Genomic DNA, 13,901 nt, shown 5'->3' with positions numbered 1-13,901 from the left:
ACCAGGGGCGAGGAGCACGGGCACATGCGGGGTGGGACGGCATCGTGAGGTTCCTGCACACCTCGGACTGGCACCTGGGCCGGTCCTTCCACCGCGTCTGCCTGCTCGACGCCCAGGCCGCCTTCCTCGACCACCTCGTGGCCACCGTCCACGCGCGCGAGGTCGACGCCGTCCTCGTCGCCGGGGACGTCTACGACCGGGCCGTCCCCCCGCTGCCCGCCGTCGCCCTCTTCGACAGCGCCCTGCACCGGCTCGCCGAGGCCGGGGTGCCCACCGTCATGATCTCGGGCAACCACGACTCGGCCCGCCGCCTCGGCGTCGGCGCCCGGCTCATCGAGCGCGCCGGCATCCACCTCCGTACCGACCCCGCCGGCATCGGCAGCCCGGTCGTCCTGCGCGACGCCCACGGCGACGTGGCCCTCTACGGCCTGCCCTACCTCGAACCCGCGCTCGTCCGCGCCGCGCTCGGCGCCGAGCGGACCGGCCACGAGGCCGTGCTCACCGCCGCCATGGACCGGGTCCGCGCCGACCTCGCCGGCCGGCCCGCCGGCACCCGCTCGATCGTCCTCGCCCACGCCTTCGTCGCCGGCGGCGCCGCCAGCGACAGCGAACGCGACATCACCGTCGGCGGCGTCTCGGCCGTACCCGCCGCCGTCTTCGACGGGGTCGACTACGTCGCCCTCGGTCACCTCCACGGCAGCCAGACCCTCACCCCCCGGGTGCGCTACTCCGGCTCCCCGCTCGCCTACTCCTTCTCCGAGGCCGACCACCGCAAGACCATGTGGCTGATCGACCTCGGGGCCGACGGCGCCGTCGAGGCGGCCGAACGCGTCGACTGCCCCGTCCCCCGCCCCCTCGCCCGCATCCGGGGCCGGCTGGAGGACCTGCTCGCCGACCCCGCCCTCGCCCGCCACGAGGACTCCTGGGTCGAGGCCACCCTCACCGACCCCGTACGGCCCGCCGAACCCATGGCCCGCCTCACCGCGCGCTTCCCGCACACCCTGAACCTGGTCTTCGACCCCGAGCGCACCGCCGGCGACCCGCACGCCTCCTACGCCCGCCGGCTGCGCGACCGAACCGACCAGCAGATCGCGGAGGACTTCGTGGCCCACGTGCGCGGCGGCGCCGGACTCGACGGGGCGGAACGCGCGATCCTGTACGGCGCCTTCGACGACGTACGCGTCGACACGGCCGGGCGCGAGGTGGGCCGGTGAGGCTGCACCGCCTGGAGATCACCGCGTTCGGGCCCTTCGCCACCACGCAGACGGTCGACTTCGACGCCCTGTCCCCGGCCGGCCTCTTCCTCCTCCACGGGCCCACCGGCGCCGGAAAGACCTCCGTCCTCGACGCCGTGTGCTTCGCCCTGTACGGCAGCGTCCCCGGCGCCCGCCAGACGCCCGGCGGCTCCCTGCGCAGCGACCACGCGGCGGTCGGCACGTCCACCGAGGTCCTCCTCGAACTGACCGTGGGGGAGCGGCGCCTGGAGATCACCCGCCGCCCCGCCCAGCAGCGCCCCAAGAAGCGCGGCGGCGGCTTCACCACCGAGAAGGCGCAGACGTGGCTGCGCGAGCGCGACCCCGCCACCGGTGAATGGACCGGACTGAGCAAGTCCCACCAGGAGATCGGCGAGGAGATCACCCAGCTCCTCGGCATGAGCCGCGACCAGTTCTGCCAGGTCGTCCTCCTCCCGCAAGGGGACTTCGCCCGTTTCCTGCGCGCCGACGCCGAGGCCCGCGGCAAGCTCCTCGGACGCCTCTTCGACACCCGCCGCTTCGCCGCCGTCGAGGACCGTCTCGCCGAACTGCGCCTCGCCGCCCAGCGGCAGGTGGAGGAGGGCGACCGGCGGCTCCTCGCCCTCGCCGAGCGCATGGCGCAGGCCGCCGGGGGCCTCGGCGCCGCCCGCACCCCCGTCGAGGGCAAACCCGGCGACCCCGGCCTCGCGGGCACCGTCCTCACCTGGGGCGCCGTCGCCCGCACCGAGGCCCGCGAAGCCGTCGACCGCGCCTCCGTGCGCCTCGCCGCCGCCGAGGAACGGCAGGCCGCCGCCCGGGCCGCCCTCGACGCCGAACGGGACCTCGCCGAACGCCAGGCCCGGCACGCCGAGGCGCTCCTGCGGCGCGAGCGGCTCACCGCCCGGGCCGCCGAACGGGACCGCGACCAGGAAGCCCTCGACCGGTCCCTCAAGGCCGACCGGGTGGCGCCCGCCCTCGGCCTGCGGCGCGACGCCGAACGCGCCCACGCCGCCGCCCTCGACGCCCGTGAGCGCGCCCTCGCCGTGCTGCCCGAGCGGCTCGCCGACGCGGGCGCCGAACAGCTCTCCGCACTCGAGCACCGGCTGCGGGCGGAGCTCGGAGCGCTCGACTCCGCCCGCCGCGCGGAGCGCCGCGCCGCCCTGCTCGCCGAGGAACGGTCCGTACTCGACCGGGAGGCGCGCGCCGACGAGGACGCCCTGGAGGACGCGGCCGGCTGGCTCGCGGACTGGGAGCCGCGCCGGGTCGCGCTCGCCGCGCGCGTGGAGGCGGCGCAGGAGGCCGCGGCCCGCGCCGAGCACCTCGCGGGCCGCCTGGAACCCGCCCGCCGGCGGCTCGCCGCGGCCCGCCGCCGGGACGCGCTCGCCGAGGACGTCCTCGCGGCCGAGGAGCGGCTCGCCGCCGCCCGCGAGCGGCGTAACACCGCCCACGAGGAGTGGCTCGACGTCAAGTCCCGCCGCCTGAGGGGCATCGCCGCCGAACTCGCGGCCTCCCTCGCCCCGGGCGCCCCCTGCCAGGTCTGCGGCTCCGCCGACCACCCGGCCCCGGCCCGCGCGACCGCCGACCACGTCGACCGGGCCACCGAGGAGGCCGCCTACGCCGCCTACACCCGCGCCGAGGAGAACCGGACCGCCGCCGAACGCGATCTCGCCGTCACCCGCGAGTCCTGGTCCGCGGCCCGCACCGAGGTCCTGTCCCCGGCCCCGGCCACCGACGGGCACGACCGGGCCGCCGAGCCGACCGTCGCCGAACTCGCCGACGTGGTCGCCGGACTGGAGCGGGAGCACGCCGAGGCGCACGCGCTCGCCGCGCGGACGCACACCGCCCGCGAGGCCCTCGCGCGTGCCGGACGGGAGTACGAGGAACGGGTCGCCGCGCAGCGGGAGGCGGAGCGGCGGGTGGCCGCCCGGACCTCACGGCGCGAGGCGCTGGACCGCGAGCGGGCCGCGCTCGACGAGGAACTCGTCCGGGGACGCGGTGAATTCGCCACCGTGGCCGAACACGCCACCCGCCTGGAGCGGCGGATCGCCACCCTGGTCGGGGCCGCCGGAGCCGTACGGGACGCCGAACTCGCCGCCCAGCGGCTCAAGGAGGCCGACGACCGGCTCGCCGACGCCGCCTACCGCGCCGGCTTCACCACCCCCGCCGAGGCCGCCGCCGCGCTCCTCGGCGACACCGAGCGGCGCGCACTCCAGCGGCGCGTCGACGCCTGGCAGGCCGAGGCCGCCGCCGTCGCCGACCGGCTCGCCGAGCCCGCCACCCGGGCCGCCGCCGCGTGCCCGCCCGCCGACCTCGAGACCGCGGCCGCCGCCCACGACACGGCCGAGCGCGCCCTGCGCGGCGCGGCGTCGGCCCTTGCCGCCGCCCGCGAGCGGGCCAGGGACCTCGCCTCGCTCTCCCGGCAGGCCGAGACCGAGGTCCGCCGCCTGGGGCCGCTGCGCGCGGAACACGACCGGGTGGCCCGCCTCGCCACCCTCACCGCCGGCACCTCCGCCGAGAACGAGCGCCGGATGCGCCTGGAGTCGTACGTGCTCGCCGCCCGGCTCGAACAGGTCGCCGCCGCCGCGACCGCCCGGCTGCGGCGCATGTCCTCCGGCCGGTACACCCTCGTCCACTCCGACGCCCGCTCCGGCGGCAAGCGGGCCGGTCTCGGCCTGCACGTCGTGGACGCCTGGACCGGCAACGAACGCGACACCGCCACCCTCTCCGGCGGGGAGACCTTCTTCGCCTCCCTCGCGCTCGCGCTCGGCCTCGCCGACGTCGTCACCGAGGAGGCGGGTGGCGTGCGGCTCGACACGCTCTTCATCGACGAGGGCTTCGGCAGTCTCGACGACCAGACGCTGGACGAGGTGCTCGACGTCCTGGACTCGCTGCGCGAGCGGGACCGCAGCGTGGGCATCGTCAGCCACGTCGCCGACCTGAAGCGCCGCGTCCCGGCCCAGTTGGAGGTCGTCAAGGGCCGCCGCGGCTCCTCCGTACGGCTGCGCACGGACGGCGAGGCCCTCGGCGGCTGACGGCCCCGCCCCCGCCCCCGTGCCCCGGCGAGCCCGTCAGCGGCCGATCGCGCGCCGGGGGAGGGGCGAGGAGTACACCACGCTCGTCGTCACCGAACCGAGCCCGGCGATCTTCCCGGTGATCTCCTCCAGGTGCCGCATCGAGCGGGCGGCGACCTTCAGGACGAAACAGTCGTCACCGGTCACGTGGTGCGCCTCGAGGACCTCGGGCGTGGCCGCGATCAGGTCGTGGAACGGCTTGTAGTTCCCGTGCGGATAGCGCAGCCGGACGAAGGCGAGGATCGGCAGGCCGAGCCGCTCCTGGTCCACCACCGCCGTGTAGCCGGCGATCACGCCGGCCTCCTCCAGGCGCCGCACCCGCTCGGTCACGGCGGACGGCGACATGGAGACGGCGCGGGCGAGCTCGGCGAAGCTGGCCCGGCCCTGGGACTGGAGGGCCTCGAGGATGCGCCAGTCGGTGGCGTCGGGAACGTACTCGGTCACGGACGAAGACAACAGGGCGATCCCCGGCTGATCAAGGGACCGGCCGGGGATTCTCACCTGGGGAGACGGTCAGAGCCGGGAGATCTCCTCGACCAGGTCGTCGAGGCCGAGCGGCCCCTGCGAGAGGGCCGCCATGTGCCAGGCCTTGGCGTCGAAGGCGTCGCCGTGTGCCGCCCGCGCGTTCTCGCGGCCGAGCAGCCAGGCCCGCTCGCCCAGCTTGTATCCGATGGCCTGGCCCGGCACCGACAGATAGCGGGTCATCTCGCTCTCCACGAAGGCCGGCGGCCGGCTGCTGTGCCGCTGGAAGAACTCCTGCGCCAGCTCCGGCGTCCACCGCTCGCCGGGGTGGAACGGGGAGTCCGCCGGGATCTCCAGCTCCAGGTGCATGCCGATGTCCACGATGACCCGGCACGCCCGCATCATCTGCGCGTCGAGATAGCCGAGGCGCCGCTCGGCGTCCGGCAGGAAACCGAGCTCGTCCATCAGCCGCTCGGCGTACAGCGCCCAGCCCTCCGCGTTGGCGCTGACCCCGCCGACCGTCGCCTGGTAGCGCGAGAGCCGGTCGGCGACGTGCGCCCACTGCGCGATCTGGAGGTGGTGGCCGGGCACGCCCTCGTGGTACCAGGTCGACACCAGGTCGTAGACCGGGAAACGGGTCTGGCCGTCCACCGGCAGCCAGGTGCGGCCGGGGCGCGAGAAGTCCTCGGACGGGCCGGTGTAGTACGGGGCGGCGGCGCCGCCCGGCGGGGCGATCCGCGACTCCACCTTCCGTACCCGTTCGGCCAGTTCGAAGTGGGTGCCGTCGAGCGCCTCGATCGCCTCGTCCATCAGCCGCTGCAGCCAGACGCGGACCTCCTCGACGCCCTCGATGTGGGTGCCGTGCTCGTCGAGGTGGGCGAGCGCCTCCCACGGGTCGGAGCCCGGCAGGATCCGGTCGGCCTCGGTCCGCATCTCCGCGAGCAGCCGGTGGTATTCGGACCAGCCGTACGCGTACGCCTGGTCGAGGTCCAGGTCGGTGCCGTTGAAGTAGCGCGTCCAGCGCTGGTAGCGCTCGCGGCCCACGGTGTCGGGGGCATGGGCGGCGGCCGGCGCGTACACGTCCCGCATCCAGTCCCGCAGGGAGGCCACCGCCGCGTTCGCCGTCCGGCCCGCCTCGGCGAGTTCGGCGCGGAGCGCCTCGGGCAGCGTGTCCGGCCGGGCGGCGGCGAACTCCTCGAAGCAGCCGCGCCTCCCGCTCCCGCCGGCCCACTCCGTCAGCTGGCCGACGAAGGTGGCGGTGGGACGCGGACCGGCGAACAACTTCCGCTCCAGTCCCAGCGCCAGGGAGGCCCGATAGCCCTCCAGGGCGTCCGGTACCGCGCTCAGCCGTGCGGCGACCGCCCGCCAGTCCTCCTCCGTCTCGGTCGGCATGACCGTGAAGACGAGCCGCACGCTGTGCGCGGGCGAGCGCATGTTGCTGACCGCGCGGAGTCCCTCGTCGGCGTCGTGGACGGCGAGCGCCGCCGTCAGCCGCTCCCGCAGCAGGCGGGCACAGCGCCGCTCGGCGTCGCTCTCCGCGCCCGGCCGGCGCTCGGCCTCGTCGAGGAGGGCGAGCGTGCGGCGGGCGAGTCCGGCGACCGCTTCCTGGCCTGCGGGCGAGAAGTCCGGGAGGCGCCCGGCGCACTCCTTCACTCCCAGGTGGGTACCGGTGATCGGGTCGAGGGCGATGAGGGCGTCGACGTAGTCGTCGGCGACCTGGCGGGGCAGCGGGCTGCGGGAACTCTCTGGCATGGGGGCCATCCTGGGGCCTGCACCGCTTCCGCGTCATCCCCGTCCGGCGTCAGTCGGCTGACATGGGCGGGCGGGCGGAGGGCGGCAGCAGGGGGCCGCATTCCCACTGTTGGAAGATCAGCCGGGTCTCGACCCGGGCCACCTCGCGCCGCGAGGTGAACTCGTCCAGGACGAGTCGCTGCAGGTCGGCGGGGTCCGCGACGGCCACGTGGACCAGGTAGTCGTCGGGCCCGGTGAGGTGGAAGAGGGCCCGGGACTCCGGCAGCGCCCGGATCCGGTCGACGAACGGCCCGATCAGTTCCCGCCGGTGGGGTCGGACCTGCACCAGGAGAAGCGCTTCGAGTCCCCGGCCGAGTTTGGCCGGATCCAGTCGTAGGCGGTGTCCGAGGACCACCCCCGTGCGGCGGAGCCGGGCCACCCGGTCCAGGCAGGTCGAGGGCGCGACGCCCACCTCGGCGGCGAGCTCGCGGTAAGTGGTCCGGGCGTCGTTCTGCAAGAGGCGAAGAATGTGCAGATCGACCGCGTCCAGTACGACAGAATCGGCCATCGGTCGAACGTAGCACGGCCTTTTCCCGCTACTTCCCGGTATCCGTTCACAGTGCCGCCATGGACGCCATGGACCGCGAGCCCTCGGTCACCCCCAGGGCCCTCGCCACCGAAGCCGTGCACGCCGGCCGCGACGACCTCGTCGGACTCGGACTGCACGCTCCGCCGATCGACCTGTCGACCACCTACCCCTCGTACGACGTCCGGGCCGAGGCGGCCCGCATCGACGAGTTCGCCACCACCGGTGCCCGGCCCGACGGCCCGCCCGTCTACGCCCGGCTCGACAACCCCACCGTCGCCCGCTTCGAGGACGCCCTCGCCCGGCTGGAGGGCACCCAGGCGGCCGTGGCCTTCGCCAGCGGCATGGCGGCCCTCAGCGCGGTGCTCCTCGCCCGGGCGAGCCAGGGTCTGCGGCACGTGGTCGCGGTCCGCCCGCTGTACGGGTGCAGCGACCACCTGCTCGACACGGGTCTCCTCGGCACCGAGGTGACGTGGACGGACCCGGCCGGCGTGGCCGACGCGATCCGGCCGGACACCGGCCTCGTCATGGTCGAGACGCCGGCCAACCCCACCCTGGCCGAGGTCGACGTCCGGGCCCTGGCGCACGCCTGCGGCTCGGTGCCGCTGCTCGTCGACAACACCTTCGCCACCCCGGTCCTCCAGCGACCGGTGGAGGAGGGCGCGCGGCTCGTGCTGCACAGCGCCACCAAGTACCTGGGCGGCCACGGCGATGTCATGGGCGGTGTCGTCGCCTGCGACGAGGAGTTCGCCCGTACGCTCCGGCAGATTCGGTTCGCGACCGGCGGCGTGCTGCACCCGCTCGCCGGATATCTGCTGCACCGGGGGCTCGCGACCCTTTCGGTACGGGTCCGGGCGGCGTCCGCGACGGCGGCCGAGCTCGTCCGGCGGCTCGTCACCGACCCCCGGGTGGCCCGTGTCCACTACCCGCGGATCGGCGGGGCGATGATCGCCTTCGAGGTGTACGGGGAGCCGCAGGACGTCATCGCCGGGGTGCGGCTGATCACCCCGGCGGTCAGTCTCGGCAGCGTCGACACCCTCATCCAGCACCCGGCCTCCATCAGCCACCGGATCGTGGCCGAGGGAGACCGGCGCTCTGCGGGGGTCAGCGACCGTCTGCTGCGGATGTCGGTGGGCCTGGAGGACGTCGAGGACCTCTGGCGGGACCTGACGCAGGCGCTCAGTGCTCCGACTGCCGTGCCTGCTCGTGCGGACGTTCCGTCCGCGGCGGTGCCCCGGCCAGTCGGGCGGTGATCACCAGGGTGCCCTCCTCGATCTGGTAGTCGAGGGGCAGGTTCAGCGCGCGCATCGCGGCCACCATGCCGGTGTTGGACGCCTGCGTGACGGCGTACACACTGGCGCATCCGGTCTCCTCGGCCATCGCCACCAGGCGGCCGAGGAGTTCGGAGCCGATGCCCCGCCGCTGCCAGTCGTCCTCGACGAGGAGGGCGACCTCGGTCTCGTCGCCGTCCCACAGCAGGTGGCCGAGGGCGACGAGGCGGCCGGAGGCCGTCTGCACGGCGAGGGTCCGGCCGAAGCGGGGGCTCAGCAGGTGGTCGAGGTAGCGGTCGGCGTCGCCGACCGGGCCGTGGTAGCGCAGCGCGAGGGTGCGGGGGGAGCAGCGGTCGTGCAGGGCGCGGGCGGCCCGCAGATCGCGCTGGTCGGCGCGGCGGACGGTGATCTCGTTGCCCTCGGGCAGCGTCAGTACGTCGCTGCTGCGCGGGACGCGGGGCCCGAGACGGGCGTCGAGTTCGACCAGGGCGCGGGCCCGGGCGAACTCGGTCGGCGTGAACGGCAGGTGCGGGCGCTCGATGAGAAGCGTGCCCCCGCTGGGGTCCCGCAGCTTCATCACGGTCTCCTCCAGGACCCCTTCGACCGGGGCCTGTTCGCCGGTCGGGCGGCCGGTCAGCGAGACGGCGGGCACCGAGTGCAGGGTGCAGCGGCCGAGGAGCCGGCGCAGCGCGAGCGGCAGTTCGGCCGCGTCGAGCGCCGTACGGGTGGCGAGGCCGAGGACCCGGGTGGGCGTGTCCACCAGGTCGTGGGCGTCGGCGCGTTCGGTCCAGGTGTCGCGGCCGCCGGCCGCCGCGATCTCCCGGGCGAGGTCCCCGGCCGGGAGACCGGCGGGGGCGCGGAGCAGGAACTCGTCGACCGTTCCGTCGGTGAGCGGGTGGGTCTGGAGCGTCAGGATGTCCACCCTGAGCCCGGCGAGGGCGCCGCACAGGGCGGCGAGGCTGCCCGGGGTGTCGTCGACGGTGGTCCGCATCCGCCACAGGACGGTCTCCCCGGCGGGCCGGGGGCCGGGGGTGGCGGCGGGTACGGGCTGCGGCGAGGTGTGGTGCGGCGGTACGGGCGTGCTCCGCCCGCCGGTATGGCCGGCGGGCGGAGCATGGCTGTGCCTCCGCGCCCACCAGGTGTGGAAGGTCGCGGTGGCGATCAGCGCGATCGCGGAGAAGACCAGGAGGTAGGGGCCGTCCGGCCCCTTGGCGATGGTCTTGGCGATCGTGTCGGCCACCACCACGGCCGTGAACAGCGCGGCCAGCTCGATCAGATCGTGCCGCCAGTGGTGCGGACGGCGGGCGCTCTTGGAAGACGTGACGTCGGTCATGGCTTCACTGTGACCCAGCGGTGTTGCGTGATCACGAACGTTCTGTGACTGACGGGTTAAGTGCCGATCTGGTGCCTTAGCGGCCGATTCAGACCGTTTGTGTCTTGTTCTGATCGGTCGTCCGATGGAGTGTGTTCAGCAGTCGCCGGGCCTGCGTCACCAGCTGCGAGGAGCCCTTCGCCCGGGCCACGTCCGCGAGCCCCGGCACCTCTCCCGTGGCGCCGCACCGCTCCGCGCAGTCGGCGGCCACCGCCAGGACCTCCCCGAGCCCGCGCACCGGCTTCTCCGCCCCGAGGAGCCCGGGCAACGCCGCCGCGAGAACCGCCCACACCGTCCCGTACGCCCCGGTGGCCGCCGCCGTCCGTACCGCGTCCGCCAGCCGGTTCGGCTTCATCGAGCCCTCCGCGACCAGCCACGCCACCTCTTCGCCCAGCCCCGGGGCGTCCAGCTCCCCCCGGGCCGCGAGCACCAGCAGCGCGTCGACCGCCCGCAGCCGGTCGTCGGCGTCCACACACCCCAGCCCGAAGGCGAGGACGAGGGAGACCGCCCGCCCGCCCCGGCCCTCCGCCTCGGACAGCAGCGTCAGCGGCTCCGTCACACCACGGACCGTATCGCCGTCCACCGCGTTCGCCACGGAGGACAGCAGGGCGGCGGCGAGCACCTCACGGTCGGCGGGCAGCTGCGTGGCCCAGTGGGCCGGGGCCCACCCCGAGTGGTAGCAGCGGCGGGCGTTCGGCAGCAGCCCGCCGCCCAGCCACCGGAACGCCGAAGGGAACTCCCGCACCACGGGCCGGTCCTCGAACGCGACGAGGATCCGGTCCACCAGCCACCACCGCCCCTCGGACCGGGCGGACCCGCGCTCGTGGAACCGCACCGACGCCGCCACCGGAGCCTCCGCCCGCAGCCACCCGGCCAGCCGTTCCCCGGCCGCGCCCTCCAGCGCCGCCGCCTCCCCGGCCGCCCGCTCGGCCGACGGATCGTCCCGCCGGACCCGCAGCAGCGCCTGCGCCAGATCCGCCGGCGCCGGCTCGACCCCCGCCTCCGCGTAGGCCCTCAGCCGCTCCACGAGAACCAGCGGATCGATCCCGCCCGTGTGCCGGGTCGGGGTCGCCAGGAGGAACGGCAGCGCCCCCGTACCGATCAGGTCCGCCGCCTCCCACAGCCGCGCGTCCCGCACCGCGTCCATCGCCGCGTGGACGCACGAGGAGGACGGCAGCGGCTGCCGCCGGCCCTGCTCGATCCGGGACTTCCGCACCTGGCCCACGAGCGCGGCGAGCACCACGTGGATCCCGTGCGGGGTGTGCGCGAAGTAGTCGAACCCCTCACGCGCGACGTACTGCGACTCCTGCCAGAAGGCCTTCGCGAACGCCTCCCCCACCGCCTCGGCCACCGCCGCCCGGTCCCGGTGCGCGTGCCGCACCAGACCGTCCAGGGCCCGCTCCAGCTCCATCGGCCCCTCGGACCTGCGCAGTGCGAGCAGGTCCTCCATCAGCTCCTCCACCGTCGCCGGCGGCGCGGCGAGGGGCTGCGGCTCCGGCACCGGCGGAAGGATCTCCTCGTACGGGAACTCCGCACCGTCCGGGACGTCGCCGAACACCGCGGTCGCCGCTGCCCGGTGCACCGGGCTCAGCAGCGACGCCGCCCCGGCGAGCTCGCGCCGCACCGCCCCGTCCACCGCCTCCAGATGGCGCCCCACCAGCTTCAGGGCCCGCTCCTGCAGCGCCGTGTCCTCGTGCCCGAAGGCACCCTCGGCCACCACCGGCAGCAGCTCACCCGCCGCGCCGGCGTCACGCGCCAGCACCTTCCCGACCAGTACCAGCTGGGCCTTCACCAGTTTCTTCTCGGGACGGAACAGCACCCCGGCCGTCATCTCGGCCAGCGCGGCGGTCGGCAGCGCCCCCTCGGCCGCGAGGCCGGACAGCACCTCCTGCGCGTAACCGGCGACCGGCGACGGCGCGTCGGCCGTCATCCCGATCCAGTCCGCGACCCGCTCCCGGTGCTCCGCCACGTCCGGTGCGAGCAGCCGCAGCAGCTCCAGCGGGAAGCGCAGGTCACGCGGGCGGCCACCGCGCAACAGACGGGACACCGCCAGGTCCACCACGGTCGCCCGGTCGAGGACGCCGTCGGCGACGAGCGCCGCGACCGCCGCCGGCCAGGTGACCGCCGCCGGGGGCAGAGGCCAGGTGAAGGCGTCGGGCGCGTCGGCCATGGAGATCGCGTGCGCCACCAGGACCGGGGTCTGCGGGTCCTCCCGCAGCCGCTCCAGCAGGCGGTCCCCGGTGACCTTCCGCGTCCAGCCGATGACGTACCCGTCGGTGGCGGGCGCCGGACGGCCCGAGCGCACGACGAGCCCGTGGACGAGGTCGTAGCAGCTCTCGGCCACCGCCCTGCGGGCCGCGAGCCGGCCCGCCACGTCGGCCAGCCAGGCCGGGTCGCGGTCCCGGAGCACCGAGAGCACCGGACCGGCGTCGTCCGTGCGCCAGCCGAGCAGATCCCGGCCGCCCAGCCAGGAGGCCGTGGCCGCCGCGCCCGTGTGGCAGCCCGCCCCCGCCACGTGCAGCGCCCGCCGTATCCGGGACGCCTCGTTCCACCGCTTCCAGTCCCAGGCGCGCACCTCGGACCGCAGCGCCTTCAGCCGCGCGAGCGCCTCCTTGCGCGCGGCCGCGTCCAGCGGCTCCAGCAGCGCGGGCACCTCGTCGGCCCGCCCCGCGCGCACCGCCTCGACCAGCTTCTCGACCGTCATCTCCCCGTCCGTCCCCCGTCGTTCCACCGTCGTCTCCACCCCGGCGGCCGTCATCGGCCCGCCTCCACGAGCACCGCGCCCCGCCGGGCCATCCGCACCGCGAGCGCGTGCTTGCACGGCCCGCGCCGGCCGCGGTGGTCCGTCCACCACCGGCAGGTGCAGCTCAGCGCCCCGTCCGCCTGCCGCACCCGGTAGCGCCGTTCGCCCGAGAGCACCGTCGCGAGATCGCCGTCGAGCGTCACCGCGCCCCCGGCGACCAGTTCCCGGGCGGCCACCAGGCGCGGATTGTGCCGCTCGGCCCGGTCCGCGTCGTACGGCAGCTCGCGGTGGAAGTAGGCCGCGTCCGCCACGTCGTACCCGACCCGGCCGGCCGTGCCGAGCCGCGTCAGCGCCGCCCGCACCCGCTCGGCCGTGAGCCCGGCCTGCGCCGCCAGGTCGGCCGGATCGATCCTCGGCTCCCAGGCCAGCAGCACCGCGACGAGCTCCGCGTCCTGCGCCGCCTCCTCGGTCGCGAGCGCCTCCAGGACCCCGCCCTCACCGGAGAAGCCCCGTGCCGGGTCGGGCGAGAGCGTCAGCGTCAGCCGCATCCCCGGAAGCACGACCTCCCATGCGCTCGGCGCGGCGAGGCCGTCCGGCACCGGCCCGTACACCCGCAGCCCCGTCGCGTACCGCAGCACCCGCTCCAGGGCCGCGAGCCGGTCGGGACCCGGCAGACAGACCGCGCCCGGGCCCGGCCGGGTCGTCGGCCGCAGCGTCCGGCCCGACTGAATGACCCACAGCGGTGCCCGGCCCCGGCTCCGCGCACGCGGCAGCGACCGCAGGAAACGGACCGCCTCGGCCCCCGTCAGCTCCGCCCGCAGATCGAACCGCGCCGACGCCACCTGCGCCTCGGCGAAGCCCCGCAGCCAGCGGTCCGGCAGCGGCACCTTCTTCTCCACGACCGCCCCGCCGAGGGTGGTCACCGCCATCCCCTCGGGCCCGACCCGCAGATGCAGCGGATCGTCCCCCGCCATCCGCGACAGCGCCTCCCGCAGCGGATCGTTGACGTCCACATTGGTGGTGCCGTGCCCGGTCTCCGCACCGCCGAGCCCCTCGTCGAGCACGTCCAGGCGCGCGTACACCCCGCCGCAGCCGGAGAAGGACTCGAACCGCAGCCGGTCCCCGTTCCCCGTCACCACCGGGTCCAGCGAACCCGGCCGTGTCCGCTGGTGGTAGCGGGCCGCCGCCACATCGGCGACGGCGAGCAGGCCGCGCGCGGCGACCTGCGGGGAGGCCAGGAAGCCGGAGAAGAACCGGGGGTGGGCCTCGGCCCCGCGAGGGGTGAGGCCCCCGGCCGTCTCCAGACCGAGAAGCCGCCCGGAGCCCGTGGACTCCAGCGCGGAAGGGCGTGCGTAGGCGAGCGCCTGTACGGATCGCGTCATGGGAAAGACCGTAGGCCCGACCACTGACAACGCCCCGATCGCGCGGGGGAG

General features: G+C 75.6%; 9 protein-coding genes. 3 read left to right on the top strand and 6 right to left on the bottom strand.

What is annotated here, in order from left to right; all coding sequences use genetic code 11:
- Positions 1-44: 44 nt before the first annotated feature.
- Both ABTY40_RS06595 and ABTY40_RS06590 read left to right on the top strand, forming a co-directional pair.
- Positions 45-1,214: an exonuclease SbcCD subunit D gene (locus tag ABTY40_RS06595; protein WP_352058481.1), complete on the top strand. Its 1,170-nt coding sequence runs from the start codon at positions 45-47 to the stop codon at positions 1,212-1,214.
- Complete coding sequence (locus ABTY40_RS06590) at positions 1,211-4,264, top strand: AAA family ATPase (RefSeq protein ID WP_352058480.1); 3,054 nt, start codon at positions 1,211-1,213, stop codon at positions 4,262-4,264. Before ABTY40_RS06595 ends, ABTY40_RS06590 begins: the two co-directional genes overlap by 4 nt.
- A gap of 36 nt (positions 4,265-4,300) precedes the next feature.
- Here ABTY40_RS06590 and ABTY40_RS06585 read toward each other — a convergent pair whose 3' ends face one another.
- The 3 genes from ABTY40_RS06585 to ABTY40_RS06575 all read right to left on the bottom strand — a co-directional run bounded on the left by ABTY40_RS06585 (position 4,301) and on the right by ABTY40_RS06575 (position 7,064).
- Positions 4,301-4,747, bottom strand: a complete 447-nt coding sequence (locus ABTY40_RS06585; RefSeq protein ID WP_345284775.1) for an Lrp/AsnC family transcriptional regulator — start codon at positions 4,745-4,747, stop codon at positions 4,301-4,303.
- Positions 4,748-4,816: 69 nt separating this feature from the next.
- The gene (locus ABTY40_RS06580; RefSeq protein WP_502990502.1) at positions 4,817-6,526 is read right to left on the bottom strand and encodes a DUF885 domain-containing protein; all 1,710 of its coding nucleotides are present in this window, start codon (positions 6,524-6,526) and stop codon (positions 4,817-4,819) included.
- 40 nt (positions 6,527-6,566) lie between these two features.
- Positions 6,567-7,064: an Lrp/AsnC family transcriptional regulator gene (locus ABTY40_RS06575; RefSeq protein ID WP_309050979.1), complete on the bottom strand. Its 498-nt coding sequence runs from the start codon at positions 7,062-7,064 to the stop codon at positions 6,567-6,569.
- Positions 7,065-7,123: 59 nt separating this feature from the next.
- Here ABTY40_RS06575 and ABTY40_RS06570 point away from each other — a divergent pair, with 59 nt between their 5' ends.
- A complete protein-coding gene (locus ABTY40_RS06570) occupies positions 7,124-8,335 on the top strand; it encodes a trans-sulfuration enzyme family protein (RefSeq protein ID WP_502990501.1) in 1,212 nt (403 codons plus the stop codon).
- On the opposite strand, the gene ABTY40_RS06565 is transcribed toward ABTY40_RS06570, so the two are convergent.
- From ABTY40_RS06565 to ABTY40_RS06555, 3 genes are all read right to left on the bottom strand, one after another.
- Positions 8,262-9,686, bottom strand: coding sequence for a GNAT family N-acetyltransferase (locus ABTY40_RS06565; RefSeq protein ID WP_352058478.1), 1,425 nt, complete (start codon positions 9,684-9,686; stop codon positions 8,262-8,264). The two genes, ABTY40_RS06570 and ABTY40_RS06565, sit on opposite strands and share 74 nt — an antisense overlap.
- An 88-nt stretch (positions 9,687-9,774) precedes the next feature.
- Complete coding sequence (locus ABTY40_RS06560) at positions 9,775-12,483, bottom strand: DUF7824 domain-containing protein (protein ID WP_352058477.1); 2,709 nt, start codon at positions 12,481-12,483, stop codon at positions 9,775-9,777.
- Positions 12,480-13,850: an SWIM zinc finger family protein gene (locus ABTY40_RS06555; RefSeq protein WP_352058476.1), complete on the bottom strand. Its 1,371-nt coding sequence runs from the start codon at positions 13,848-13,850 to the stop codon at positions 12,480-12,482. Before ABTY40_RS06555 ends, ABTY40_RS06560 begins: the two co-directional genes overlap by 4 nt.
- Positions 13,851-13,901 lie beyond the last annotated feature (51 nt).

Origin of the sequence: Streptomyces sp. NPDC126503 (assembly GCF_040302405.1) — a bacterium.
In the GTDB taxonomy this organism is placed as follows: Bacteria; Actinomycetota; Actinomycetes; order Streptomycetales; family Streptomycetaceae; genus Streptomyces; species Streptomyces gulbargensis.
This window is presented reverse-complemented; position numbering and strand designations above follow the sequence as displayed.